Here is a 25,499-nt window from a genome sequence, read left to right on the forward strand (position 1 = left end):
TGGGCCCGGTCGGCGCTCAGCCGTCGATCCGGTGATCCCGCCAGAACGGGGCGAGGTCGACCGGGGAGACCGCCCGGGCGGCGGCCTTGAACGCGGCGGTGGTCGAGACGCCGTACCAGTGGGCCCGGGCGTAGTCGCGCAGCAGGGCGGCCATCGTGTCCTCGCCCAGCAGCCGGCCCAGCTCGTGCAGGGCGCAGGAGCCGTGGTCGTAGACGACCGCCTCGTACCGGTCGGGGTGCGCGTCCCAGTGGCTCATGGGCGAGGTCAGCCGCTCGTCCTCGGACTCCCAACGCGGTTCGGCCGCACAGTCCTTGTCCGCCGAGCCGAGCACGAGGTCGGTGGCGTACTCGCTGAAGGACTCGTCCAGCCACGGCGCGCGGTACTGGTCGTCGCCGACGATGCCGTACCACCACTGGTGCGCCAGCTCGTGGACCAGCGCCGAGGGCTTGACCCGGTCGAGGACGAAGCCCGGGTACTCCATGCCGCTGAACCAGAAGGCGTTGTCGAGGACGACGGCCAACTCGCCGTACGGGTAGGCGCCGAAGCGGGCGGAGTGTGCGTCGATCGCCGTGCGCGCGAGCTCCAGCATCCGGCCCGCCTCCTCGGCGGTGACGTCGGGGGCCGCGAACACGCCGATCCGCACGCCGTCCGCCGACCGGCCCGTGAGCCGGGTGAACGGACCGGCGGCCCAGGCGAAGTCGCGGACCTGGCGCGCGGTGACGGTGGTGAGGGTCCGGCCCGGGGCGCCGGGCGTGTCCACGGCGCTGCCGGTGGCGGGGACCAGCAGGTCGGAGGGATGGTCCAGGGAGACGGAGTAGTCGGCCGCGAGGGAGTAGAAGGACTCGCCGTTGCGGGTGTACGGATCGAGGTGCCAGCCGTCGCCGTCCAGGACGGCGAGCGTCGGCAGGGCGTTGCCGAGGATGGTGTACGCGCCGTCGCGCCCGAAGCGGTCGAGGCCCTCGGGGACGTCGACGGACAACTCGAAGTCGAGGGTGCCGGACTCGCCCTGGCGCAGCGGCCGGGGCAGCGGCACCTCGAGCGCGGTGCAGTCCGCCGTGGCCGTGCCGGTGATGCCCGTCAGCCTGACGGCGGGCGCCGCGCACCCGCCGCGGGCGTTCCCCCAGAGCCGCAGGTGGACGGCGGACAGCGGCTCGGGCGCGACCTGGGTGAAGTCGACCTGCTGGTGCCCCCGCCAGGCGGCACCCGTCGCGTCGCTGCGCAGCGTCACGGTGTGGGTGACGACCGCCGGGGTCCGCGGGCCGTCGCCGGGCGGGCGGGAGTGGGCGGGGTGGTGGCCGGGCGGGGCGGCGGCCACCACCGACAGGAGCACGGCGAGTACGGCGAGGACCGCTGGGACGGCGTTCAGGGCGGGCGGGCCGTGGCGGCGTCGCATCGGTCGTCGTGGCTCCTGTCGGCGGTGGGCGGTGGGCGGTGGGCGGTAGGCGGTTTGCGGGTGGCCGGTGGCCGGTGGCCGGTGACCGGGTCGGGCTGGGCGCGGGACGGGTCAGGCGGGTCGGGCGGAACCGCGGTGGCGGGCCAGGACCCGCTGGACGGCGCGGTCGACGGCGGGCAGCGAGGCGGCGAGGTCGGTGTAGACCACCGCCTCCACCTCCGCCACCGTGTGCAGCCCCTGGACCAGGAAGGTGTACTCCCGGCCGCGTTCGAGCAGCAGCACGATGGGCTTGCCGAAGGCGCTGGCCCAGCCGATCTCGATGTGGGTGCCCGGGGAGGCCGGGGAACCGGGCAGGGCGACGAAGAGCTCCGCCTTGCGGATCTCCTCCTGGTCCAGCGCGGTGCACTGCTCGGGGCGCATCAGTTCGGCGCCCCAGGCCTCCCGGCGGTGGGCGTTGTGCACGGCGACGCCCTGCGACTCGAAGTGCTTGATCAGCAGGTCGAAGGGCTCCCGGGCACCCGGCGGCATCTCGCCGGTCTCCGGGTCGAGCAGCTGGATGAACGGCCCGGCCAGGAACAGGGTCCGCGGCAGGTCGGCGAGGTGGGCGGCGTGCTGGGTGGTCATGTCGCTCAGTCCTTGAGGAAGCACTGGATGTAGGCGTCACCGCTGGTGCCGTGGGTGTACTCGGTGGTGTCGTACGCGGTGTACGGGTGGCGCTCGACGCGGATCGAGCGGAAGTGCGGGGTGTACTGCCAGCGAAGCTCGGGCTTGGTGCTGAAGAAGGGGATGAACACCCCGCCCGGGCGCAGCACCCGGACCACCTCGGGCACGGTGCGGGCCCACAGCTCGGCGTCGGTCCACACCTCCATGTCCAGGGCCGGGTCGAAGAAGATCCCGTCGATGCTCTCCGAGGGCAGCTCGAAGATCCGCCGGAAGAAGTCCCCGCGCTCGACGGTGAGGTTGTCGGGCACCTGGGGGTGCCGGGCCCGGAAGAGGTCCTCGACCTCGTCGAAGAGTTCCAGCACGGTGTGGTGGCGGGTGGCCGGGTTCTGCGCGATCCGCAGAGCGGACAGGCCGAGGCCGAGCCCGACCTCGTAGAAGTCCTGGCCGTACTCGCAGAGCAGGTCGGCGCTCGCCCACATGAGGTCGCGCTCCCAGGCCTGCATGGCCTGCTCCCCGCCGATGCTGAGGGTCACCTCGCCGTTCTGCTCGATGAGCTCGATGGCCGGCTGGGCGCCGGGCCCGGTGATCGTGCTGGTGCTGGTGCTGGTCATGGTCCTGATGTCCTCGGGGGGTGCGGTCGGATGACGGGTCAGCCGGGCAGGACGCCGAAGTGGCGGCGGGCCGTGGAGACGGCGAGGTCCTGGACGGCGAACACGGTGAAGTAGTAGGCCTGCGGGGCGGTGGCCGGGTCGAAGCGGACCCGGAACGCGACATCCGTCGGCCGGCCACCGACGGCGCGGACCTTGGCGTGCTCGGGCTCGACCGTGGCGTCCGCGCGCAGGTAGCTGGGGACGAACAGGCCGAGCCGGACGGGGCCGGTGCGGGCGGCGGTGAGTTCGGCGCGCACCTCCAGGACGCCGCCCTGCCGGACCTCGTCGGCGCTGTGGGCGAGCAGCGAGGGCGCCTCCGGCAGCCGGAAGGTGACGTCCCCGCAGCGCATGCAGACGGCGCAGACGGTGTCGAGGATCTGCGGGAGCAGGCCGCGCCGGGTGAACTCCTGGGCCGGGCGCCCGCAGTGGCAGGTCACCTCGCGCACCTCGGGGTCCAGGGAACTGCGGTCGCCGAAGTGCGCCGGGTAGTTCATCAGCTCGTCCTCGGGGTCCGAGGCGACCTGCCCGGCCAGCACATGGTCGAGCGACTGCAGGTCGGCGGTGAGCGAGGCCTGGATCTCGGCGGCGGACTGGTCGGCGAGATGGGTGGGCCGGGCCACCCAGAGGTCGACCTTCCGGGCCAGTTTGGTCAGCCGGGGCCGCAGGGTGTGGTTGTGCGGCAGGAGTTCGGAACCGAGCAGGGCGTTCAGCCGGCGGCCGACGGTGAGCAGCAGCGGGTCGGGCCGGTGGTCGGCCGGCTCGGGCGCGGGCGCGGTGGCGTCCGGCAGGCCGAACCGCAGGAACGCCGGGTACGGGTGCGATCCGGCCAGGCTGGCGTTGAGGGTGTCCACGGTGTCGCCGCCGGTGAGGGCCGCGCGCATCCAGGCGACGTTCTCGGGCCGGTCGGAGTCGTGCACCGAGACGGCGGCGACCACGGTGCGGGCCGGGCCGTCCAGCGCGTTGAGCAGCAGCTGGTACTTGGGGTCGTACAGCGCGAGGTCGGCCAGCGGGCCGCTGTTGCAGGCGCTGAGCACCACCTCGACGGCCGGCACCCGGTGCAGCGGGACGAGCTTGTCCTCGGGCTTGTAGCAGGGCAGCCCGTAGGAGCAGCGCGGGCCGAGCAGCCCGGGCCGCGCCTCGGCGGCCGGGCTGAGGCCGCAGATGGTGAACTCGCCCAGGTTGACGCTGTCGTCCTTGCCGTGGCCCTGGAAGGCGACCTTGCGCCAGCGGGTGCCGAGGATCGCGGCCTGGATGTCGACCCGCTCGAAGTCCCGGTCGTCGTGGACCTGGACGCCGGGCAGGTGCGGCGGCCGGTCGGTGTCGGTGAACAGTCCGACGGCCCCGACCGCGGCCGCCGGGCGGGCGTACTGCTTGGCGACGCTCCAGGCGAGCGAGGCGGTGTCGCGCCCGCTCAGCAGGGTCAGGGCGTGGGTCCGGCTGCGGTAGGTGGCGAACAGCAGGGAGCGCACCGGGTCGAGGGTGAGCCGGTCGTAGCAGCCGACCAGCAGCAGGCCGCCCGGGTGGTCGCGGAGGAGGGCGGCGGTGTCGGCGAGCCGTTCCTCGGGCAGCCACTCGGCGGCCAGCGGTCCGGCCAGCTCGGCGAGGCCGTCCGGGAGCCGGTCGGCGCCGAGGAGGATTCCGAGGTCGAGCGGCCGGGGGCGGTGGAGGGCGTCGTACAGCTGCTCGGCGAGGTCGAGGCTCTGGGCCAGGTCCGCGCGTCCGTCGACCGGGACCGGCACCCCGACGGCACCGGGGGCGAGTCCGGGTGCGGCGTCCGGTGCGGTGTACGGGTCGGCGTCCTGGGAGTCCTGGGAGTCCCGGGTGTCCTGGGTGGTGTCCCGGGTGGCCAGGAACTCCTTGACGGCCGAGGGGAACTGGGCGAGCTTGACGGGCCGGAACAGCGGGCCTTCGGGCTTCATCGTCGGTGACCTCGTGGGCGGGAGGGGAGCGGTGGGTGGCACGGGGCGGCGGGCGGCACTGGGACGGGGACAGGGACGGGAGCAGGGGCTGGGGCAGGGGAAGGGGCAGGGGCCGGGACGGGAGCGGAGGCGAGGGCTGGGCGGCCGGTCACGCGGCGCACTCCGCGGCGGTCGCGGCCGAGGTGCCCCGGTCGAGCAGCGGGCGGACGGCGAAGGCCAGGACGGCGGCGCCCAGCGCGACGGCGAAGGCTGCGGCGAACACCCCGCGTGCGCCGAGCGGCTCCACCAGCAGGCCGCCCGCCTGCTGGCCCACCGCGTCGCCGAGCACGGTGGCCAGCGAGGCCCAGGTGAACGCCTCCGCCAGCGAGCCGTTCGGTGCCACCGCGCCGACCAGGGTCATCTCGACGGCCGACACCAGCGCGATCGGCGCGCCGCCGACGGCCAGGGCGAGGGCGAGCAGCGGCTGCGAGGTGGCCGCCAGCGTCAGGCCCGTCCCCAGCGCGTAGGCCAGGACCAGTCGGGGGAAGCGCACCGCGGCCGGGACGTCGGACTGCGAGCGCCCGAGCCAGACCGCGCCCAGCGCGCTGCCGACGCCCCAGCAGGCGTAGACGACGCCGGTGCCGCCGGGGGAGCCGTGCGCCGCCACGAAGGCCGGGATGCCGAGGGTGAGCAGCCCGATCGGCACGGCGCTGGCCGCCATGACGGCGGTGAGCGCCAGCATCGGCGGGTTGCGCAGCGGCCCGAGCAGGTCGCGCCGCTCGGGGTCGGGGTCGGAGTCCGTCCCCGGCGGGAGCCGGACCAGGGCCAGCCCCAGGGCACCGGCGCCGCCGAGCGCGGCCACGGCGGTGACGGCCAGCGCGGCCGAGCCGGTCAGCATCAGGGCGGCCAGCATCAGCGGCGCCCCGATCACCAGGACCTCGGTGAGGATCGCCTCCCAGAGGTAGGCGGTGTCCCGCTCGGTGTCGGCCAGCGGCAGCCGGGCCCAGAGCGAACGCATACAGGCGTTGGCCGGTGGCAGGGCGATGCCCGCGGCGGTGGCGGCGGCCAGCTGTCCCCAGGTGCCGGGCCGGGTGGTCCAGGCCAGCGCGGCGAGCGCCGCCGGGTAGCACAGGCCGGTGGCGAGCAGTACGGGCCGGCGGCCGGCGCGGTCCAGCCGCCGGGCGACCAGCGGCCCGCCGACCGCCATCCCGGCGGTGTAGAGCGCGCTGGTCAGGCCCGCCTGGGCGAAGCTGCCGCCCTGCTCGCGGACCACCAGTACGGTGGCCAGCGACATCAGGTAGACCGGCAGTCGGCAGACCAGGCTCCACCCCGCCACCGCGGGCACGTGCGGGCGGCGCAGCAGCGTGCCGAAGCGGTGGGCCAGGGTGTCCCGGTCCGGGGTGGAGGTGCTCACCTGGTTCAACGGGCTCCTTCCCGGGCGGGGGCCGGATCGATCACGGCAGCCGGATCGATCACGGGGGTCGAAGCGATCACGGCAGCCGGATCGATCGCGGGGGCGGGGTCGATCGCGGCGGTCAGGTCGATCACCGGGGCGACGCCGGTCACGGGTGCCAGATCGATCACGAAGGCGCCGAGCACGTCGCGCATCCGTCGCTCCACCTCCTCGATCGAGGCCCCGACCACGTGGACGTACCCCGAGGCGTTGTGCGAGGCGCGCCGGGCGGAGACGGTGTCGCCGACCCCGACCTTGAGAACGGCCTCGACCACCCCGGGGACACGCAGCAACTCCTCCGCCGGGGTGATCCGGCGGACCGTCCCGGAGCCGGGCAGCGGCAGCAACAGGTCGCCCGCGCACAGTCTCTGACGATAGCTCAGATCCGGTGGGAGGCCCCGGTAGACGTCCAGGGTGGCCCCGAAGACGTCGAAGCCGTACGCGTGCCCGTGGTTCGCCGGGATCTCGCAGCCGGCCAGCCGCAGCCCGATCTCGCCGGCGTACAGCTCGCCGTCGACGAGGAAGAACTCCATGTGCGCGTAGCCGTGGTCGATGTCCATGCCGGTGACGACGGTCTGCAGCAGCGCGCGCAGGTCCACCGGCGGCGCCTCGTCGGTGCCCACGCTGATGTTGGCGTTCATCGCCCCGTCGACGATGTCCAGCGGGCGGCAGGGCATCGCGCTCGGCCAGGCGTCCAGGACCTCGCCCCGGTGCACGACCGCGCACACCTCCCACTCGGTGCCGCCGAGGAACTCCTCCACCATCCACGCCCGGGCGGTGAGGTCGAGGCCGGACAGCGTCTCGGGGCCGTCCAGCCGATGGGTGTCCACGCAGGCGAAGGAGTCCACCGGCTTGAGCACCAGCGGCCAGCCGTGCTCGGCGGCGAAGGCCGTGATCCCGGCGGCGTCCCGGACCCGGGTGAACGCGGCGGTGCGCAGGCCGAGTTCGCGGAAGCGGTGCTTCATCGCGGCCTTGTCGCGCACCCAGGCCACCTGCTGCTCGGTCAGGTGCGGCAGCCCGGCGAGGGCGGCGAAGCGCTGGGCGAGCGCCTGCCGCGGCTCGGACGGGTTGCAGAACCGCTCGGGTGCGACGGGGAGTTCGGCGGCGGCCCAGGCGCGGTAGCGCTCCGCCTCCCGTTCCAGCGGCTCCCCGGCCCGCACCCAGAAGGCGGGCAGGTGGGCGGTGCGGCGCAGGTGCTCCTCGGAGAGGTCGGCGCGCAGCTCCTCGAAGCGCAGCAGCACGAGGTGCTCGGGGAGCGTGCGGGCCGCGTACCGGGTGAAGGTGGACGGCCGGTCGTCCACCATGAGCAGCACCGGGCCGGTGCCGCTCACACCGTCTCCAGGACGCGGCGGACCGTCTTGACGGCGGCCGCCTGCTCGGCCTCGGGGAGTTCGGGGGAGAGCGGCAGGCACAGGGTGCGGTCCAGCAGGTCGCGGGTGCGGGCGAAGCCGTCCCGGCTGATCAGGAGCGGCCCCTCGGGCGCGTGGTTCCAGGGGAAGCCGTCGGCGTACAGCGAGCGGCGGCCGGTGAGCACCGGGTGCTCGGGCAGCAGGTACTTGCCGAGCGTCCAGTGCGCGATGCCCTCGGCGGTGAGGGCCGCCACGGCGGCGTCCCGCAGCTCCCGGGACTCGCAGCGCAGGCGCATGCTCACCTTGACGTCGCCGCGGGCGCGCGGCAGCGGCCGGATGTCCGTGCGGCCGGGCAGCTCGGCCAGGGCGAGCGCGTACATCCGCTCCAGCCCGGCCAGCACCTCGTCCAGGTGCCGGAACTGCTGGCACTGGACGGCCGCGACCTCCTCGCTGGTGACGAAGTTCTCGCCGTAGTGGGCGTCCTGGTCCCAGGTCGGGTAGTGGCCGGGCACCCGCGCCGAGCCGTGGTCGTGGTAGCAGCGCATGGTGGCCCCGGCGCGGTCGTCGCCCGTGACGACGAGGCCGCCCTCCCCGGAGGTGAGCACCTTGTTGTGGTGGAAGCTGAACACCCCGGCGTAGCCCGCCGTGCCGACCTCCCGGCCGTCCGGGAACCGCCCGCCGAGGGTCTGCGCGCAGTCCTCGATCAGGTAGGGCACGCCCTCCGGCAGGGTGGCCACCGAGCCCTCCATGTGGGCCACGACCACCCGCTGGGCGTCCGGCGGCAGCAGGGTCCGGTCCAGGGCGAGCGACTCGTCGGCGTCGACCAGCACCGGGATCAGCCCGCAGGACAGCACCGCTCCGGCCACGGCGACGAAGGTGACGGCCGGGATGTACACCGGGTCGCCGATCGAGGGACGGGTGGAGATCAGCGCCAGCCGCAGCGCCTCGGTGCAGTTGTGCACGGCCAGGGTGTGGGCGACGCCGAGCCGCTCGCCCACCCGGCGCTCCAGCCGGGAGGCCATGCTCTCCTGCTCGGTCTGGTAGCGGAACAGCACCTGGTGGTCGATCACCTCCTTGAGCTCCGCCATGTCGGACCAGTCGAGGTAGTTGGCGCCGTAGGGGAGGAAGCGCTGGCCTTGCCGCTGGTGGAGGGTCATCGGGCGTCCGTCTCCGTGATCGGGTGCGTCGAGGCGTCGACGAGCAGCTGCTGGCCGCGGAAGTTGCGCAGCAGCAGACCGCCGTCGGGCGTCTCGGTGAAGGAGGGGCGGGAGACCGGGATCTTGCCGATCTTCGTGGTGAGGACGTACTGCGGGACGCCGAACCCGGTGATGTGGCCCTGGAGGCCCTCCATGATCTCCCAGCCCTTCTCGACGGAGGTCATGAAGTGCGCGACACCGGTGACGTTGTCGCAGTGGTACAGGTAGTACGGGCGGACCCGGATGCGCAGCAGTTCGGTCATCAGCCGGCGCATGGTCGGGACGTCGTCGTTGATCCCGCGCAGCAGCACGGTCTGGTTGCCGACCGGGATGCCGTGGCGGAGCAGCCGGTCCACGGCGGCCGCCGACTCGGGGGTGATCTCCTTGGGGTGGTTGAAGTGGGTGTTCAGCCACACCGGGTGGTAGCGGGAGAGCATCGTGCAGAGCTCCTCGGTGATCCGCTGCGGCAGCAGCACCGGGAAGCGCGAGCCGATCCGGATGATCTCCACGCTGGGGATGGCGCGCAGCCCGGCGACGATCTCCTCCAGCCGGCCGTCCTGGTAGGAGAGCGGGTCGCCGCCGGTGAGCAGGACGTCCCGGATCTCCGGGTGCTCGGCGATGTAGCGGAGGTCCTCGTCGTAGGCGCCGCCCTCGTCGTCCCGGAAGTAGCTGCCCTGGAGGTCGGTGGTGTGGAACTTGCGGGTGCAGTGCCGGCAGTAGACCGGGCAGGCCTCGGTGACGAGCAGGATCACCCGGTCCGGGTACTTGTGCACCACCCGGTTGGTGCGCCGGTAGAGGGTGTCGCCGACCGGGTCGACCTCGGCGCCGGGGAACTCCAGCAGCTCGTCGGCGGCGGGCACGGCCTGCTGGCGGACCGGGCAGAGCGGGTCGTCGGGGTCCATCAGCGAGGCGTAGTACGGGGTGATGCTCCAGCGGTAGCGGCCGGCCACCCCGGCGATGGCCCGCTCCTCGCCCTCGGTGAGGTTGATCCACTGCCGGGCCTTCTCGACGGTGTTGACGCGCTTGCGCATGTGCCAGCGCCAGTCGTCCCACTCGGCCTGTTCCGGGGCGGGCCTGGCCGGGGGCGGTCCGGTGGTGTCTTCGCGGTCGGTGGGGGCGGTGTGGGACATGGCGTGGCTCCGTACGAGGGGGGACGTCGGGCGACGGCGGTGGGCACGGTGGCGGTGGCTGCGGCGCGAACGCACGGCTGCGCGAGCGGACTGTGGCGCGAACGCACTCACGGCGCCAGCGGACTGCGGAGTGGGCGGACTACGGCGGCGCGAGCAGGAGTTGGCGGACGGTGCGGGCGACGCCCTGCGCGCCGCGCAGATCGTCGAGCCCGGGGCCGACGGCGCCCCACTGCTCCTCGGCCGACGGCGGCTGCCAGAGCGCGGGATCGGCGGGGTCGGCGGCGCTGGGCACCCGGACGAGCCGGGTGACCCGCTCGGCGAGCTCCCGCTGGGCGGTGCCGAGCGCCGGGAGGAAGGCGAGCGGAGCGCGCCGGGCCTGGGCCAGCGCGACGGCCCCCCAGGTCGGAGAGGCGAGCAGGAGTTCGGCGCGGGCGTGCAGTTCGTCGGCGTCGGCCTCCGCCGCCGCGTCGACGGTCACCCCGGCCAGGCCCGCGGTGACCTCGCGGACCGGGTCGAGCCGGGTGTCCCCGACCACCGCGCAGGAACCGGTGCGCCGGACCGCCTCCCGGACCAGCACGGGCAGCGGCCCGGTCGCGAAGGCCTCGGCCTCGGACGGCGGAACGTCCCAGAACGAGAGCAGCAGCAGCGTGCCGCGCCGCTCCCGCCGACGGCTCAGCCGGGCCGGTGCCAGCAGCCCGGTGGGCCGATCGCCGGCCGGGTGCTCCAACCAGCCGGGCCACTGGGCGCGGGCGAGCATCCGGTCGGCGGGGAGCGGGGCGGCGCCGGGGGCCGAGCGCAGGTGCAGCACCGGCACCCCGAGCCGGGCGAGGCGCGCGGTCGTCGCCTCCTCGTCGCAGACCAGCGCGGCACCGGGCAGGGTCTGGCCCGGCAGCGCGTGCCCGTTGTCGGTGGACCGGGGCAGGTCACCCAGGTGGGCGGCCACCCGGCGCAGCGCGAGCACGGAGTCCAACTGCTGCTCCCGGCAGGCGAGCAGCAGCGTCGGGCCGGTGGTCGGCACCGCCGCAGCGGTGGTCAGTACCGCCACGGTTCCACCTCCCCGAGCCGGGCCACGTCGTCGCTGTAGCCGGCCGCCGTGGTCGAGCAGCCGCTGCACACCCTCGGACCGTGCTCGCGGAAGTGGTCGACGTGCTCCCGGAAGGCCGGGGTGTCCAGCAGCAGTGCGCCGTTCTCGCGGATCGGCGCGCCCCCGGGGCCGTCGGCGTCCTCCCGGTGCGGGATGCAGCTGCAGGCGTGCATCCGGCCGCGCCGACCGTCGATGTAGATCACGTCGTCCGTGACGTGGCAGAGCGGCAGCGAGGCCCGGGGCGGGGTGGACTCCTCGAAGTAGCGCCACTGCTCCTCCGGGGTGTCGCCGTAGAAACGCTTGCCCATCGGGACGAGCCCGCTCCGCGGACCGGCCGTGTAGAGCGGGTCGCAGACCGCCCGCACATGGTCGGGGTCGGGGTAGCGGATCGAGCGGTCGAGCTTGAGCGCGGACAGCTCCCACTGCCGCACCCCGGCCTCCGTCAGCACCCGCCGCAGCTCCGGCATCTCGGTGTAGTTGTGCGGCCCGACGACGGTGTTGACGCGCGGCAGCACCCCCAGCTCGTCGGCCAGCCGCAGGCCGCGCAGGCCGGCGTCGAACATCCCGGGGGAGCGGCGGTAGGTGTCGTGGGTGGCCGCCGACGCGCCGTCCAGACTGACGATCACCTGGGCCAGACCGGCCGCCGCGAGGTCCTTCACCAGCTTCGGCAGCATCGAGCCATTGGTGATCAGCGACATCCGCATGCCCGCCCCGGCGCCGGCGCGCACCAGCTCCACGACGTCGGGGTGCATCAGCGGCTCGCCGCCGGTGAAGCGGACGTACCCCACCCCGGCGGCCCTGGCCTGCGGCAGCAGCTCGGCGAAGTCGGAGCGGGAGAAGCGGAAGGTGTCGCGGGAGAGCGCGAAGTCGCACATGAAGCAGTCGGCGTTGCAGGCTTCGAGGATGCGGATGAACAGGTAGCGAGCGCGCGTTGGCGTGGTGGCGGACACCCGGACCCTTTCGTCGAAGGTGGTGGTCGGACAGGTGGGACAGGTCGCCCAGGTGGGACAGGTCGCGCAGGTCGGACAGGTGGGGCGGGTCAGCGGGCCGGAGCGGCGGCCCCCAGTACTTCGACCAGCGCCTCGGCGACCTGGGCCGCACCCCCGGTGCCGACCTCGGCCGTCAGCGCGCCCCAGTCGGTCCCGGGCTCCCGCTCCACCCGGCCCAGCGCCTCGGTGACCAGGCCCCGCACCGCGGCGGAGGTGGCGCGCCGGTCCAGCTGGGCGGCGCGGGCGATGCCGCCGTAGATCAGGTCGAGTGCGCGCCCCTCGCCACCGACCCGCAGGGCCAGCGCCTCGTCCTCGGCGAACACCTCCTTCGGCCAGACCACCCGCGACCCGGCGCCCACGGCCCGCTCGTGGAAACGGCCGTTGAAGATCTGGCTGAGGTTCTGCGGCGGCAGGCAGACCGTCGGCACGGCCAGCCGGCCGGCCTCCAGCAGCGTGGTCAGCCCGGGGGAGGCGAGCAGCACGTCGCACTCGGCCAGGCGGTGGAGGAAGTCCTCGTGGGCGAGCGCGCCGACCGTGGTGGCCGCCGGCACCGGACAGGAGTCCACCAACTGCCCGGCCAGCCAGGCCGGGAGGTTCCCCGCGACATGCACCTCGTCGACCCCGGACGCGGCCAGTGCCTCCAGCGCGGCGGGCAGCACCAGCTGCGGATAGCTCGCCCAGTCGTCCAGCTGGGGCGCGCGCAGCCCGCCCAGGCTGACCAGGGCCCGGCGCGGACGCGGCCCGGGAGCGGCGCGCCGCCCGGCCCCGCCCCCGGCGATCACCGCGTCCACCCAGCGCAGCCGCCGCACGTCGGCCAGCAGCCCGGTGCACTCCGGCGGCAGGTCGACGCACCGCTGCGCGCAGTAGACCTCGGCGTCCAGGGGGAGTTCGGCGCGGTCCCCCTCCGTCCAGAGGAACGGCAGGCTGTCCACGAAGACCACCGGCACCCCGCAGTCGCCGAGCGCCCGGGCGAGCCCGCCGTCCAGCACCACCAGGGCCGCTTCGACCCGCTGCTCCCGGACGATCCGCGCCAGCTCCCGCTCCGGCTCGGCCTGCGGCAAATCGAACCAGCGCTCCACGGGCGAGCCCGCCAGCACCGGCCGACCCAGCCCCGAGGCCAGCCCGACGAACCTGGACCGCTCGCCGCCGCGCGCCCGCAGGGCGGCCAGTACCGCGCTCAGCTTCCCGGAGCTGCCCCAGCCGAAATCCACCCCGGCCACGGCAACCGTCCGGCTCTCTCCACTCACCCGCATCCGCCCCGCCTCCTCCCGCGCCGGCCCGTCCCGGTCGATCCGCCGCGCCCTGTCGCGCATGCTTCGTAGTCTTAGCACCCCGACAGGACAGGATGGTTGGCCTACTGACGGATTCGCCCGCTACTCCACCCCGTCAAGTGAAGTTCGTCATCGTCGTGTTGACGTACGGCCGTTGACTCCTCGGCACCTCCCGCGGAAGCCTCGCGTGCGGCCGCGCCTCCCGCGGCCCGTCCGGGGGCGCCGCCGATCGGGGCGGGCCGCGCCCGGGGCGGCGCAGTCGCGGCCGCGGGCGGTCTCGCGTGCTTCGCGCGAGTGCTCCCGTCGCGCCCCCGAGCGCCCCCGGCGGGCGGCTTGTCGCCCTCGGGGCGCGCGAGTTCAGTGAAGGAGCGCGCGGTGCCGATTTCGCGCCGTCCGGCTGAACGGCCCGTGCGTCCGACTCCCGTACGTCCGACTCCCGGGGCCACCGGGGTCGACGGGTCGGCCATGACGGTCGGCCGCCCCGGTCTCCCGGGGCGGCGAGCACGGAGCAAAGCTTCAACGGCGGGGACATGACATCTTGATGATCGCGACCTGTGAAACGTCACATAGCACCAGGAGACGCCCTCCGCCGCCTGCTAGTTTCCCGGCTGCCGGAGCCACCGGCGACCCGACCGACCACAAGTCGGCACCACCACCGCACCGTTGACACGAAGGGACCCTCCACGTGACCGTGCGCAAGCTGACGCTGTCAGCCGCCGCGACAACGACCGTGCTCCTCCTCTGCGGCAGCATCCTGGGCGCGACCTCGGCCACCGCGGCCGGCCCGGCGCCCACCTCGACCACCGCGCCCGCCACCACCGTCACCACCCACGCCGAAGCGCCCGGTGCGCCCGGCGTACCCGGTGCGACCGGCGCCCCCGGCGTGGCCGACGTGCCCACGACGCTCGCCCCGCCGACCACCGGCACCACCTCCGAGGCCACCGTGGTGAGGCCGGCGCAGGGCAGCGCGCCCGCCACTACCACCGCCGCCCCGGCCCTCGCGCTCTCCTCCTACGACCCGAAGGCCGGCACCGCCGTACTCGCCCCGACCGGGGCGGAGTCCGCCAAGGGAGCGGCCGAGGAAGCCGCGCCCCCGAGCGAATCCGCCGCAGTCGCCGTCCAGCCGGGCCAGCTGATCGACAGTCCGCCCACCCCGGCCGCCCCGCACGGCGCACTCGTCGCCGTCACCGGCGTCCAGCCGGCCGCCGACGGGACGGTGGCCGTCACCACCCGCCCGGCCACCCTCCCCGAACTGCTCGGCGCGACCAGCGCCGACCTGCACAGCGCGATAAGCCCCGCCGCCTTCGAGGTCAAGCCGTGGATCAGCGGCCTCCAGGTCACCACCGACCTCGGCCCGACCTCCGGCAGCGGCTCGGTCTCCGGCGGCCTCGGGATCAGCGCCGACGCCACCGTCCCGCTGCCGGGCGGCTCCTCGGCCAGGCTCTCCGGCTCGGTCGAACTCCACCCGGCCGTCGACTTCTCCTACCGGGGCGGCCTCGGCCTGATCGACCCGCAGCAGGCCCGGATCGGCTTCACCCTGGGCGCCCACGCCGACTGGCACGTCAGTGCCGCCCTCACCGGCAGCACCGGCCCGGTCCGGATCGCCCTGGCCTCGTACAGCGCCAGCCCGGTGGTCATGGTCGGCGTCCTGCCCGTGGTGATCAACCTGGCCTTCACCCTCTACGCCGACATCAGCGCCGACGGCACCGTCACCCTCGACGCGGAGCAGGCGTACGACGGCACCTGGGGCGTCCACTCCGACTACGTCAAGGGCCCGGGCTGGACCACCACCACCGACCCAGGCACCTCCACCGTCTCCCCGCTGCGCCTCGACCTCCGGGGCTCCGCCACGGCGAAGGCCGGACTGCTCGCCGAAGCCTCCGTCGCCCTCTACGACACGGTCGGGGTGAAGGCGTCGATCGAGCCGTACCTGCGGGTGGCGGTGAACGGTTCGGTGCTCCTGGACGCCGCCCACCCCGAGCCCGAGGTCAACGGAACGATCGCCCTCTACGGCGGGCTCGACATCAACGGGGCGCTGATGGCCCGCCTCGTCGTCCTCGGCACCCCGATCCTCGAACAGGACCTGCCGTTCCTCGCGTTCCACCGCGAGTGGCCGATCACGTCCTGGAGCGCCGGGCAGTCCCCGGTGCCGCTGGTGAACTGGACCACGCTCAGCGCGGGCCTGATCGACGACAACCAGTCCGCCTACCTGCGGACCCGGCCGGACTGGGACCCGTCGGCCCTCAAGGCCTCCTGCCCCGACGGCACCCGGCTGCTCGGCCTCGCCCACGGCAGTGACAACGGCCTGTGCAGCGACGTGACCCGGGCGAACCTCTGGGGCGCGAACCGCGGCTACGTCGTCGACCACGGCGGGACGTACGTGACCACCGACTGGGCGCCGGGCTATACCAAGGCGCAGTGCCCCGCCGGCTCCTTCGTCTCCGGCTACAGCCGCAACGGCCGGACGCTCGGCGTGCTCTGCGCCGAGTCCGCCACCCCGCTCGGCACGGCGAGCCGCACCCTGTGGTTCGACAAGGGCGACAACCGCCCGGCGGTGGCCGGCGGCGGCGACTTCGCCTACGGCTTCGGCAAGGGCCAGTGCGCGGACGACGAGTTCGTCGCCGGGGTGGCCTACAGCCAGCCCTGGTGGCAGCTCTGGGCGGCGCGGCCGTACGCGCTGCTCTGCCAGAAGCTCGCCTGATTCATCGGCCACCCGTCGGCCCCCGTCGGCGGTCGGTCCGCCGACCGCCGACGGGGGCCGGGGAAGAATTCTCGGTCCGCCCGGGGGCGCCCGTTCGGGCCGCACGGGCAGGTCGAACGCACTCAACTCGTATGTTTCAAAACCGAGTTGTGGAATCAGGGGCATTGTCCGCGCCCGAGCCCACGATCGAGGATGACCGCACCCCGGCCGGTCCGGCCGGAGGACGGTATCCAGAAGGGGATCCTCGATGCGTTCGATACTTGCCCGTGCGGCGACGGGCCTCGCGGCCGCCGTCTGCGCGGTCGCCGTAGCGGCACCGGCGGCGCTGGCCGACCCGCCGGCCGGTGTCGTCCCGGCCGCCACCGATCTGGTGGGCGTCGGCGTCGACACCACGCAGGGGTTCATGAACCGGACCTCTGTCGACTACAACGCGGCCGTCGCGGCAGGCCTGCCGCGGCTCTACAGCTGGGACGCGATCGGCATCAACCCGATCACCCCCAAGGCCGGCGCCCTGTCGATCAACCGGCCCGACGGCTCCGGGGCGGGCTTCACCGCGCTGATCAACACTACCGCCACCACGTTGGACTTCTCCCGCTCCTCGCGCGGCGTGTCGCCCGGCGACCCCAGGTCGTACTACTTCGTGCCGTTTGCCAAGGACGCCGTCTCCTGGTCGGCCAAGGCGGGCGGTCACGCGCCGGCCAACCTCAGCACCGCCCAGCTCAGGGCCGTCTACGAATGCACGGCCACCAATTGGCTGCAGATCGACCCGTCCCTCGCCAACGCCACCATCAAGCCGTACCTGCCGCCGTCGACCTCGGACACCCGGGTCGCCTTCCTGAAGGCGCTCGGCGGCGGTACGGCGATCGTCCCCGGCGCCTGCGTGACCTCCGGACCACGCAACGACCGGGGTACCGACCCGGTGCTCGACGACATCGACGTGGTGTTCCCGTACTCGGTCGGCGTCTACATCGACCAGGTGTACCGGGGACACGGCACGGCGGTGGAGTCGCCCGGCCCGCTGACCCTGCGCAGCGTCAACGCGATCGCGCCCGTCGACGCCGCGCACAACATCAACGCGCCGTTCCTCGCGACGCCCTACAGCCGACTGCTATGGCACATCTTCCGCTCCGCCGAGTACACGAGTGCCAACGCCCACGGCGTCGCGCTGCGGAGCGTCTTCGGACCGCAGGGCTGGATCTGCGCCCACCCCGCCGTGATCGTCGCCTACGGCTTCGTCCCGATCGCCAACTGCGGCAGCACCACCAGCCCCACCGGCGCCTGACCCCGCCGCGGCCGGAGGGACGGCGACGACCTCCCTCCGGCCCTCCGGCCCTCCGCCCCCGCGGCCCGGCGCACCGGCCCCGCGGCTCAGTCCGCGGTGCCGCCCGGCATGCCGTCGGGCCCGGCGAACCGGACCGCGAGGCCGGGGTGCCGGGCGAGCAGGGCGTCCAGGTCCGTGCGGAACTTCGGCGAGCGCGCCATGTGCTCCGGCACGACCAGGTGCCCGCCCTGCTCCGGCGGGACGAGGCCGGCGACCAGCGCGCTCCGCACGACCCGCTGGTGCCGGGTGTCCGCGCCGGTACCGCGCAGCGGGTCGCGGGACGGGGCGACCACGCCGCCGCGCGCCGACAACTGGTCGAGATCCGGGACCAGCCGCCAGATCTGCTGCGCCTGGTGGCTCTGCACCGACCCGGCCAGGTTGGCCTCCAGGCCGCGGGCGTGGCACAGGTCGACGAAGAAGCGGATCTCGTCGAGGGTGAGGATGCCCCTCCGGGTCAGGCCGTCGGCGTCGGTGTCGTGGGCGTCGAGGTCGACGACCTCCTCGTTGCCGGCCGTGGAGATCAGGCCGATCCTGGCGACCTTGAGCAGAATGCTGGTGTCGATCATGATGGCGTCCGCGCCGGCCGCCGCGCTCGCCTCGACCATGGCGCTTATCGCCTCGCGGTCGGTGCGCCGCTGCCGGGTCAGGCCGTGATCGGCGTGCGCGAAGGGCTCGTTGACGGTGACGTGGGTGCCGCGCGCGGCGGCCGGCAGGGCCCCGCGGGCCTTGAGGTCGGCCTCGGTCGGCCGGGTGCCGGGGGCGTCCGGGAAGAGCGGGAGACCGTCGTCGGCGAGCAGGGCGTCCGCGAGGCCGGCCAGGTCGAAGGCACCGGGGGCGTCCGGCGCGGACGGGTCGTACTCGCGCAGGCCGACCAGGGCGCGGCGGACCTGCGGCAGGGTCTTCCGCGCGTCCCACAGGTCGAGGTCCTGGGCGAACAGCACGGACATCACCCTGGTCCGGCGCAGTCCGTCCACCCGGCGCAGGGTCGCGGTGATCTCGCCCAGGACGTCGCCGAGCCGGTCGACGTCCATGCCGTCGAGGCCGACCTTCACGATCGGGCAGGGGTGGACCAGGGTGCCCATCGCGGCGGCGACACCGAGGGCGGCCTGGGCGGCCTTGCCGACCGTCTCGTAGGGGGACTTGGCGACGGCGAGACCGTTGGCCGCGCGCCGGTGCAGCAGTTGGTCCTCGCCGATGTTGGTGCTCAGCTGCACCGGCAGGTCGCGGCGGGCGGCGAGCACGGCATCGGCGATGTCCATGATCCGGCGCGGTTTGATGGTGCCGAGGGCGCTGCGCGGGTCCTCGCTGTCGATGATCCGGGCTCCCCCGAGCACGGCCTCCCGCGCCTCCTGCGGTCCGAACACGCTGACCAGCAGCCGCCGGTCCGCCTTCACTGTGCTGTGCACGCCAGTCCACCCCTCCGAGTCGATCACGGTCGGCGGCGACGCTATCGCGCCGCCATGTGCACGCCATTGGGCTGAGGTGAAGTCAGTTCGTCGTACTGATCAACCCCGTATGATGCGCCCTCGCTCGAAGGGGTGAGTGTTTACCGCCCCCGCGTGCCTTTCCGTGCTGCCGCGGCCACCGGGGGCGGCGACCGGCGGATACATTGCGGCCACTGTGGGTGACGCTTGGAGGTCTCCGTCGTGACTGTGACGAGTCGGTACCTGGGTGCCTGGGAGGGGTTCTGGCGGGATGCGCCGGACGAACCCGGGGCGGTGATCTGGGACGCGGAGGCGGCCCTGGTGGCGGAGCGCCACCTCGCGCTGTTCCGGCCGGGGCTGGTCGATCCGGAGCTGCCGGTGGTCGACCTCGGCTGCGGCAGCGGGACGCAGACGCGCTTCCTGGCCGGACGGTTCGCCCGGGTGCTCGGGGTCGACCTGTCGGAGGCCGCCGTGGAGCTGGCCCGGCGGAACGATCCCGCCGGGCTGGCCGAGTACGCCCGGCTGGACGCCACCGACGCCGGGGCCGTCCGCGCGCTCCACGACCGCCTCGGCGACGTCAACCTCTATCTGCGCGGGGTGATCCACCAGAGCGATCCGGCCGACCGGGGGCCGGTCGCCGAGGCCGTCGCGGTGCTGGCCGGGCGGCGCGGCCGGGCGTTCGTGGTCGAGCTGGCCGAGGCGGCCAAGCGGTTCCTGGCGGACCTGGCCGGCGGGCCGGCGGGGCCGCCGCCGAAGCTGCGCCCGGTGTTCGCCCACGGGCTGGCCCCCGCCGAGGTGGCCGACGGGGCCTTCGCGGAGCTGTTCGGCGCGGCCGGGCTGGCGGTCCTGGACTCCGGTGACATGCCGCTGGCCACCACGGAGTTCACGGCGGACGGGGAGCGGATCGAGCTGCCGGCGCGGTGGCTGCTGGTGGGCGCGCGGGAGGGCGGCGGCGCCTGAGGTGTGCCGGGTTTGGCGCCACCTGGCACTCAGGTGGCGCCATGGCTGTCCGGAGGGTGTTGCCGGGTGCCCCGGTCGGGACCAGGAGTCGTCCGGTGTCGTGGTGCCGCCTGTCCGAGGGGGCCGTGTTCACCCGGACGGAGGCGGGATTCACCGGCGCGGTGGCGTCCGGGTGCGAAAAAGGCTTGCGCTTGGCATCATCGTGGTGCCACTATGGCGTCATGAACCTCGTTCCCTGGATCGAGGGGCGGTGCCGCGACGTCGGGCCGGTCCGCCCGTAGTACCGCCACGTACCGCCGCCCGTAGCACCGTCACCAGTAGCGCCACCCACCGGACACCCCGAGGACGGGACCGCCATGCCTTCGTTCGACACTCCCGACCCGATCGCCGTCACCGCGCACGTCGAGGCCGGTTCCATCCACTTCATCGCCGTCGACCGGCTGGACACCGTCGTCGAGGTGCGGCCGCGCGATCCGAAGAAGGACCTGGATGTGCGGTCCGCCGAGCAGACCGAGATCGGCTACGCCGCCGGGGTCCTCACCGTGCGGACGCCCAAGCCGCGCTACCTCGTCGGCCGCGTCGGCACCGTGGACGTCACGGTCGAGCTGCCCGCCGACTCGCGGATCGAAGTGGGCGGCGCCTGGGCGCAGGTGCTGGGCGAGGGGCGGCTGGGAGAGACGGAGGTGAAGACCTCCTCGGGGGACGTCCGCTTCGACACCACCGGCCCGCTGCGGCTGGCCGCCGCGCACGGCTCGATCACCGTGGACCGGATCGAGGGCGAGGCGGAGGTCACCACCAGTTCCGGGAGTGTGCGGATCGGCCGGATCGACGGCCCCGCCGTACTGAAGAACACGCACGGCAGCACGACCGTCGACCTCGCCAACGGCGACCTGCGGGTGAGCGGGGCCAACGGCGACATCGAGGTCCGGCGGGCCGGCGGCTCGGTCGCCGCCACCACCGCCCACGGCACCCTGCGGATCGGCGAGGTGGCCCGGGGCAGCGTCCAGCTGGAGACCTCCTACGGTGCCATCGAGGTCGGCATCCGGGAGGGCACGGCGGCCTGGCTGGACCTCGGCTCGGCCTCCGGGCAGGTCCGCAACATGCTCTCCGCCGCCGACGCCCCGGGGAAGTCCGAGGACACGGTCGAGGTCCGCGCCCGCACCCGGTACGGCAACATCGACGTCCTCCGCGCCAAGCCCTGATCCCACCGTCCCACCGCCCCACCCGAACCGTCCCCGGCCGCCAGTCACCGGCCGTCAGTCCCCAGTTCTTGGTCCCAGTTCCGGCCCCCGGCCGGTCGTCACCGAGTCCCCGCACAGGAGGACCACATGCCTTCAATTGTCATGCCCGCGTCCAGCCGACCCGACTCCCCTCCTCCGCCCGCCGCCGTCACCGCGGTCGGGCTGCGCAAGTCCTACGGCGACCGGACCGTCCTCGACGGCATCGATCTGCGGATCCCGGCCGGCACGGTGTTCGCGCTGCTGGGGCCCAACGGCGCTGGCAAGACCACCACGGTGAAGATCCTCTCCACCCTCGTCACGGCCGACGGCGGGCACGCCCAGGTCGCCGGGCACGACCTCGTCGACTCCCCGGACGGGGTGCGCGCCGCGATCGGCGTCACCGGGCAGTTCTCCGCGGTGGACGGGCTGATCACCGGGGAGGAGAACATGCTGCTGATGGCGGACCTGCACCACCTGCCCCGCGCCGCGGGCCGCCGGGTCGCCGCCGAACTCCTGGCGCGGTTCGACCTGGCCGAGGTCGCCAGGAAGCCCGCCTCCGGCTACTCGGGCGGCATGAAGCGCCGCCTCGACCTCGCCATGACCCTGGTCGGGAACCCGCGGATCATCTTCCTCGACGAGCCGACCACCGGTCTCGACCCGCGCAGCCGCCACGCCATGTGGGGGATCGTCCGCGAACTCGTCGCCCAGGGCGTCACCGTCCTCCTCACCACCCAGTACCTGGACGAGGCCGACGAACTGGCCGACCGCATCGCGGTGATCGACGGCGGCCGGATCGTCGCCGAGGGCACGGCCGAGGAGCTGAAGCGGCTGGTCCCCGGCGGACACGTCCGGCTCCGGTTCACCGACCCGGCCGCCCACCGTGCGGCCGCGGCCGCGCTGGCGGACGCCGAGCGGGACGACGCGGCCCTGACCCTGCGGATTCCCGCCGACGGCAGCCAGCGCCGGCTGCGCCAGATCCTCGACCGCCTGGACGTCGCCGGGGTCGAGGCCGACGAGCTGACCGTCCGCACCCCCGACCTCGACGACGTGTTCTTCGCCCTGACCGGCGGTCCCACTCCGCCGCACCGGACCCAGGAGGTCGTCCGATGAGTTCCCTCTCCCTCGCCGTCCGCGACTCGTCGACCATGCTGCGGCGCAATCTGCTGCACGCCCGCCGCTACCCGTCGCTGACCCTGAACCTGCTGCTCACGCCGGTCGTCCTGCTGCTGCTCTTCGTCTACGTCTTCGGCGACGTGATGAGTGCGGGCATCGGCGGGGCCGGTGCCGACCGCTCCGCCTACGTGGCCTATCTCGTCCCGGGCATCCTGCTGATGACCATCGGCGGTACCACGGTCGGCACGGCCGTCTCGGTCTCCAACGACATGACCGAGGGCATCATCGCCCGCTTCCGGACGATGGCGATCCACCGGGGGTCGGTCCTGACCGGGCACGTCGTCGGCAGCGTGCTGCAGGCGGTGCTCAGCGTCGTGGTGGTCGGCGCCGTCGGGGTGGCCGTCGGCTTCCGCTCGGCGGACGCCACGGTGCTGGAGTGGCTCGCCGCGTTCGGGCTGCTCACCCTGTTCGCCCTGGCGCTCACCTGGATCGCGGTCGGGATGGGCATGGTCAGCCCGAACGCCGAGGCGGCCAGCAACAACGCGCTGCCGCTGATCTTCCTGCCACTGGTCTCCAGCGCCTTCGTCCCGCTGGACGCCATGCCGGGCTGGTTCCGGCCGATCGCCGAGTACCAGCCCTTCACTCCCGCCATCGAGACCCTCCGCGGACTGCTGCTCGGGACCGGGATCGGCCACAACGGCTGGCTCGCCGTCGCCTGGTGCCTGGCCCTGACGGCGCTCGGCCACCGCTGGTCGAAGCGGCTCTACGACCGGGACCCCCGGTGAGCCGGCGGGCGGGAGGTCCGTCGGGGCGGCGGGCGTCGGCGGGGCCCCGAGTGTGACCGCCCGGGGAACCCGATCAAGATCGGGTGAACCGCAGAAGGGTCCCCAATCGTCCTATTCGGTATGAACGATGTGTTGAACCGCCCCCGGAGGGGCCGTTCCCGGGCCGCCGTGTCCGTCGCGGCCCTCGCGGTCCCGGCCTTCCGTCGCTCCATACGCGGGGCCGTCGCCCGGTGGGCCGGGTGACGGCCCGGCTGCCCGCGGGGCGGGCGAGGTACGGGGCGATCGCGCTGGTGGTCGTCGCCGCGGTGGGGGCGGGCACCTGGTGGTGGCAGCCGTGGGCGGACGCCGCGCCGAAGGCCCTGGCCTTCACCACGGCGCCCGGCGGCACGGAGCGGGTCGGCACCGGGGAGCACCTCTACCGGTACAAGGTGCGGGCGGAGAACGGGCTGAAGGTCACGCCCGCGCAGTTCGCCGCCGAGGTGGACACCGTGCTCGGGGACACCCGGCGCGGCTGGGCCGCCGGCGGTGAGCGGTCCTTCCAGCGGGTGGACGCCGACCCGGTGGACTTCACCGTCTACCTGGCGACGCCGAAGTCCACCGACCGGATCTGCGGACAGTACGGGCTGGACACGGGCGGCTGGGTGAACTGCGCGGCGGGCAAGCAGGTCGTCATCAACCTCAAGCGCTGGCAGGAACTGTCGGAGTTCTACACCGGCAAGCCCGAGCTCTACCACGCGCTCGCCGTCAACCACGAGGTCGGCCACATCATCGGCGAGGGCCATGTCGACTGCCCGGGCCAGGGCGCGCCCGCGCCGGTGATGATGCAGCAGATCAAGGGGCTGCACGGCTGCGTGCCGAACGGCACGCCGTACGGCGAGGACGGCACCCTGATCACCGGCCCGCCGGTGGCCGCCTCCACCGCGACCCCCGTGCCCTGACGTGCCCTGACGTGCTCTGACATGCCTTGACGTGCCCTGACGGCGGGGACGACCGGGGCGCGGCGACCCGGGCCGGTCAGCCCAGGGCCGGTCAGCCCAGGGCGGCGGCCTTGCGCAGCAGCACCGACCGCTCGCGGGTGTTGCGGCACATCCGGGCGGCGAGCTCCAGCTCCGACCGGGCCTCGGCGGTGCGGCCGAGGCGGGTGAGCAGTTCGCCGCGCACGCCCGGCAGCAGGTGCGAGCCGGACAGCCGCCCGGACGCGGCCAGCCCGTCGACGATCCGCAGGGCCTCCTCCGGTCCGACGGCCATGGCGACGGCGACCGCCCGGTTGAGGTCGACCACGGGGGAGGGCGCGATGCGGCCGAGCGCCTCGTAGAGCAGCACGATGCGCGGCCAGTCCGTCTCTGCGACCGACGGGGCCCCGGCGTGGCAGGCGGCGATCGCCGCCTGGAGGCCGTAGGGGCCCAGGCCGTGGCCGGTGGCGGTGGCCCGGTCGAGCGCGGCCAGTCCGCGCCGGATCGCCGAACGGTCCCACCGGCGGCGGTCCTGGTCCTCCAGCAGGACCGGCTCGCCGTCCGGCCCGGTGCGCGCGGGGAAGCGGGCGGCGGTGAGCTCGAACAGCGCGAGCAGGCCGGACACCTCCGGTTCCCCGGGCAGCAGCGCGGTCAGGGTGCGGGCCAGCCGGATCGCCTCGTAGGCGAGGTCGGTGCGCAGCAGCCGGTCCCCGCTGGTCGCCGTCGAACCCTCGGTGAAGAGCACGTAGAGCACGCTCAGCACCCCGCCGAGGCGCTCGCGCCGCTCCTCCGGCGGGGGCACCGCGAAGGGGACGCCGGCGGCGGCGACGGTCTTCTTGGCCCGGGTGATCCGGGCCTGGAGGGTGGGCACCGGCACCAGGAGGGCGCGGGCGATCTCCTCGCTGGACAGTCCGGCGACCACCCGCAGGGTCAGCGCCGCGCGGGCCTCGGGCGACAGCACGGGGTGGCAGGCGACGAACATCAGCGCGAGGACGTCGTCCTCGATCAGGTCCGGGTCCCACGGCAGGTCGTCCGGGCGGTCGGGGACCGGATCGGCACCGGAGCTCGCCCCGCCCTCGGGCAGCCGGCCCGCGAGGGCCGCGTAGCGCTCGTCGAGGGCGGAGCGGCGGCGGTACCGGTCGATGGCGCGGCGCCGCCCGGTGGCGAGCAGCCAGCCGACCGGGTTGGCCGGCTCGCCGTCGCGCGCCCAGGCGACCAGCGCCTCCGCCACGGCCTCCTGGGCGACGTCCTCGGCGAGGTCGAAGTCGCCGGTGAAGCGGGTCAGGGCGCCGACGATCCGCGCCGACTCGATCCGCCACACGGCCTCGACGGCCCGCCGGGCGGCCTCGGCGCCCGGCGGGCCGTCGAGGTGCCCGGCGGACCCGCCGGTGCCGTCGGTCGGTCCGGTGCTCAGAGCTGGCCGGTCCGCTCGCGCCATTCCCGCTCCTGGATGATCCACTTGTTGTCCTGCGGGAACTCGTCGATGCCCGGCACGCGCCGGATCTCGATCTTCATCCCCGGGAGGGACGGCAGCCGCTTCGCCCAGGCGACCGCCTCGTCCTGCGAAGCCACGTCGAGGATGTAGAAGCCGCCGAACAGTTCCTTGGTCTCACCGTAGGGCCCGTCGGTGACAATCGGCGTCTCCCCGGTGAAGTCGACCACCACGCCCGTCGACGCGTCGTCGAGCCCCTCGGCGGCGACCAGCACCCCGGCCCGGATCAGCTCGTCGTTGTAGCGGCCCATGATGTCGAGGATCTCCTCGAAGGGCGTGTCCATCATCTTCTCGCGCGTCTCGTCGCTGCCGCGCATGATCAACATGTACTTCGCCATGGCTGGTTCTCCTCGGTACGGGGGAGTCGCTGTCCGACCCTCTCTACCCCAGGTCGAACGGGGCGGCGCGGGATCGACACGACGGGGGCGTCCGGAGAGAAATTCTCTCCGGACGC

At 74.1% G+C, this 25,499-nt stretch carries 21 protein-coding genes; 7 read left to right on the top strand and 14 right to left on the bottom strand.

Features of this window, described 5'->3' with window-relative positions:
• Window positions 1–16 precede the first annotated feature (16 nt).
• The 11 genes from ACW14Y_RS38585 to ACW14Y_RS38635 form a co-directional block, all read right to left on the bottom strand.
• Complete coding sequence (locus ACW14Y_RS38585; protein ID WP_456985130.1) at window positions 17–1,393, bottom strand: M1 family metallopeptidase; 1,377 nt, start codon at window positions 1,391–1,393, stop codon at window positions 17–19.
• 111 nt (window positions 1,394–1,504) lie between these two features.
• Window positions 1,505–2,017: a nucleoside 2-deoxyribosyltransferase gene (locus ACW14Y_RS38590; protein WP_380308613.1), complete on the bottom strand. Its 513-nt coding sequence runs from the start codon at window positions 2,015–2,017 to the stop codon at window positions 1,505–1,507.
• A 5-nt stretch (window positions 2,018–2,022) separates the two neighbouring features.
• Complete coding sequence (locus tag ACW14Y_RS38595; RefSeq protein ID WP_456985131.1) at window positions 2,023–2,667, bottom strand: class I SAM-dependent methyltransferase; 645 nt, start codon at window positions 2,665–2,667, stop codon at window positions 2,023–2,025.
• 38 nt (window positions 2,668–2,705) lie between these two features.
• A complete protein-coding gene (locus ACW14Y_RS38600) occupies window positions 2,706–4,625 on the bottom strand; it encodes a hypothetical protein (protein ID WP_456985132.1) in 1,920 nt (639 codons plus the stop codon).
• Window positions 4,626–4,773: 148 nt separating this feature from the next.
• Complete coding sequence (locus ACW14Y_RS38605) at window positions 4,774–6,018, bottom strand: MFS transporter (protein WP_456985133.1); 1,245 nt, start codon at window positions 6,016–6,018, stop codon at window positions 4,774–4,776.
• A gap of 5 nt (window positions 6,019–6,023) precedes the next feature.
• Window positions 6,024–7,388 carry an ATP-grasp domain-containing protein gene (locus tag ACW14Y_RS38610; protein WP_456985134.1) on the bottom strand — a complete coding sequence of 455 codons (1,365 nt, stop codon included), beginning with the start codon at window positions 7,386–7,388 and terminating at the stop codon, window positions 6,024–6,026.
• Window positions 7,385–8,563 (bottom strand): DegT/DnrJ/EryC1/StrS family aminotransferase, encoded by a 1,179-nt coding sequence (locus ACW14Y_RS38615; RefSeq protein ID WP_456985135.1) that lies wholly within the window; start codon window positions 8,561–8,563, stop codon window positions 7,385–7,387. The genes ACW14Y_RS38610 and ACW14Y_RS38615 overlap by 4 nt, the downstream gene beginning before the upstream one ends.
• A complete protein-coding gene (gene blsG, locus ACW14Y_RS38620; RefSeq protein WP_380308601.1) occupies window positions 8,560–9,732 on the bottom strand; it encodes an arginine 2,3-aminomutase in 1,173 nt (390 codons plus the stop codon). Before blsG ends, ACW14Y_RS38615 begins: the two co-directional genes overlap by 4 nt.
• Before the next feature lie 139 nt (window positions 9,733–9,871).
• On the bottom strand, window positions 9,872–10,777 hold the full coding sequence (gene blsF, locus ACW14Y_RS38625) for a CGA synthase-related protein (protein WP_456985136.1): 906 nt from the start codon (window positions 10,775–10,777) through the stop codon (window positions 9,872–9,874).
• Window positions 10,765–11,766 carry a cytosylglucuronate decarboxylase gene (blsE, locus tag ACW14Y_RS38630; RefSeq protein ID WP_380308597.1) on the bottom strand — a complete coding sequence of 334 codons (1,002 nt, stop codon included), beginning with the start codon at window positions 11,764–11,766 and terminating at the stop codon, window positions 10,765–10,767. Before blsE ends, blsF begins: the two co-directional genes overlap by 13 nt.
• An 89-nt stretch (window positions 11,767–11,855) precedes the next feature.
• Window positions 11,856–13,118: a hydroxymethylcytosylglucuronate/cytosylglucuronate synthase gene (locus tag ACW14Y_RS38635; RefSeq protein ID WP_456985137.1), complete on the bottom strand. Its 1,263-nt coding sequence runs from the start codon at window positions 13,116–13,118 to the stop codon at window positions 11,856–11,858.
• 643 nt (window positions 13,119–13,761) lie between these two features.
• On the opposite strand from ACW14Y_RS38635, the gene ACW14Y_RS38640 reads away from it, so the two are divergent.
• On the top strand, window positions 13,762–15,777 hold the full coding sequence (locus ACW14Y_RS38640) for a hypothetical protein (RefSeq protein ID WP_456985138.1): 2,016 nt from the start codon (window positions 13,762–13,764) through the stop codon (window positions 15,775–15,777).
• Between the two features lie 247 nt (window positions 15,778–16,024).
• Entirely contained in the window at window positions 16,025–17,059 is a 1,035-nt protein-coding gene (locus ACW14Y_RS38645) for a substrate-binding domain-containing protein (RefSeq protein ID WP_456985139.1), read from the top strand.
• Between the two features lie 86 nt (window positions 17,060–17,145).
• Here the strand turns inward: ACW14Y_RS38645 and ACW14Y_RS38650 are convergent, their stop codons facing one another.
• Window positions 17,146–18,504, bottom strand: coding sequence for a (5-formylfuran-3-yl)methyl phosphate synthase (locus ACW14Y_RS38650; RefSeq protein ID WP_456985140.1), 1,359 nt, complete (start codon window positions 18,502–18,504; stop codon window positions 17,146–17,148).
• Window positions 18,505–18,744: 240 nt separating this feature from the next.
• Here ACW14Y_RS38650 and ACW14Y_RS38655 point away from each other — a divergent pair, with 240 nt between their 5' ends.
• From ACW14Y_RS38655 to ACW14Y_RS38675, 5 genes are all read left to right on the top strand, one after another.
• Window positions 18,745–19,482: a methyltransferase domain-containing protein gene (locus ACW14Y_RS38655; RefSeq protein WP_380299706.1), complete on the top strand. Its 738-nt coding sequence runs from the start codon at window positions 18,745–18,747 to the stop codon at window positions 19,480–19,482.
• 356 nt (window positions 19,483–19,838) lie between these two features.
• On the top strand, window positions 19,839–20,684 hold the full coding sequence (locus ACW14Y_RS38660; RefSeq protein ID WP_380299705.1) for a DUF4097 family beta strand repeat-containing protein: 846 nt from the start codon (window positions 19,839–19,841) through the stop codon (window positions 20,682–20,684).
• A 141-nt stretch (window positions 20,685–20,825) separates the two neighbouring features.
• The gene (locus tag ACW14Y_RS38665; protein ID WP_456988371.1) at window positions 20,826–21,812 is read left to right on the top strand and encodes an ATP-binding cassette domain-containing protein; all 987 of its coding nucleotides are present in this window, start codon (window positions 20,826–20,828) and stop codon (window positions 21,810–21,812) included.
• Complete coding sequence (locus ACW14Y_RS38670; RefSeq protein ID WP_380299703.1) at window positions 21,809–22,600, top strand: ABC transporter permease; 792 nt, start codon at window positions 21,809–21,811, stop codon at window positions 22,598–22,600. Before ACW14Y_RS38665 ends, ACW14Y_RS38670 begins: the two co-directional genes overlap by 4 nt.
• A 230-nt stretch (window positions 22,601–22,830) precedes the next feature.
• Window positions 22,831–23,538, top strand: a complete 708-nt coding sequence (locus ACW14Y_RS38675; protein ID WP_380299702.1) for a DUF3152 domain-containing protein — start codon at window positions 22,831–22,833, stop codon at window positions 23,536–23,538.
• A gap of 91 nt (window positions 23,539–23,629) precedes the next feature.
• Here ACW14Y_RS38675 and ACW14Y_RS38680 read toward each other — a convergent pair whose 3' ends face one another.
• Complete coding sequence (locus ACW14Y_RS38680; RefSeq protein ID WP_456985141.1) at window positions 23,630–24,991, bottom strand: RNA polymerase sigma factor; 1,362 nt, start codon at window positions 24,989–24,991, stop codon at window positions 23,630–23,632.
• Window positions 24,964–25,383, bottom strand: a complete 420-nt coding sequence (locus ACW14Y_RS38685; protein WP_380299701.1) for a YciI family protein — start codon at window positions 25,381–25,383, stop codon at window positions 24,964–24,966. Before ACW14Y_RS38685 ends, ACW14Y_RS38680 begins: the two co-directional genes overlap by 28 nt.
• Window positions 25,384–25,499 lie beyond the last annotated feature (116 nt).

The sequence above is a fragment of the Kitasatospora sp. cg17-2 genome, assembly GCF_054031055.1.

What these genes read in the sequence shown, in the direction of transcription:
- ACW14Y_RS38665 (WP_456988371.1), top strand. Translation starts at nt 20,826, where the DNA reads ATGCCCGCGTCCAGCCGACCCGACTCCCCTCCTCCGCCCGCCGCCGTC.
- ACW14Y_RS38660 (WP_380299705.1), top strand. Translation starts at nt 19,839, where the DNA reads ATGCCTTCGTTCGACACTCCCGACCCGATCGCCGTCACCGCGCACGTC.
- blsG (WP_380308601.1), bottom strand. Translation starts at nt 9,732, where the DNA reads ATGTCCCACACCGCCCCCACCGACCGCGAAGACACCACCGGACCGCCC.
- ACW14Y_RS38595 (WP_456985131.1), bottom strand. Translation starts at nt 2,667, where the DNA reads ATGACCAGCACCAGCACCAGCACGATCACCGGGCCCGGCGCCCAGCCG.
- ACW14Y_RS38585 (WP_456985130.1), bottom strand. Translation starts at nt 1,393, where the DNA reads ATGCGACGCCGCCACGGCCCGCCCGCCCTGAACGCCGTCCCAGCGGTC.
- ACW14Y_RS38685 (WP_380299701.1), bottom strand. Translation starts at nt 25,383, where the DNA reads ATGGCGAAGTACATGTTGATCATGCGCGGCAGCGACGAGACGCGCGAG.
- ACW14Y_RS38680 (WP_456985141.1), bottom strand. Translation starts at nt 24,991, where the DNA reads ATGGCGCGAGCGGACCGGCCAGCTCTGAGCACCGGACCGACCGACGGC.
- ACW14Y_RS38645 (WP_456985139.1), top strand. Translation starts at nt 16,025, where the DNA reads ATGCGTTCGATACTTGCCCGTGCGGCGACGGGCCTCGCGGCCGCCGTC.
- ACW14Y_RS38615 (WP_456985135.1), bottom strand. Translation starts at nt 8,563, where the DNA reads ATGACCCTCCACCAGCGGCAAGGCCAGCGCTTCCTCCCCTACGGCGCC.
- ACW14Y_RS38635 (WP_456985137.1), bottom strand. Translation starts at nt 13,118, where the DNA reads ATGCGCGACAGGGCGCGGCGGATCGACCGGGACGGGCCGGCGCGGGAG.
- ACW14Y_RS38590 (WP_380308613.1), bottom strand. Translation starts at nt 2,017, where the DNA reads ATGACCACCCAGCACGCCGCCCACCTCGCCGACCTGCCGCGGACCCTG.
- ACW14Y_RS38670 (WP_380299703.1), top strand. Translation starts at nt 21,809, where the DNA reads ATGAGTTCCCTCTCCCTCGCCGTCCGCGACTCGTCGACCATGCTGCGG.
- ACW14Y_RS38600 (WP_456985132.1), bottom strand. Translation starts at nt 4,625, where the DNA reads ATGAAGCCCGAAGGCCCGCTGTTCCGGCCCGTCAAGCTCGCCCAGTTC.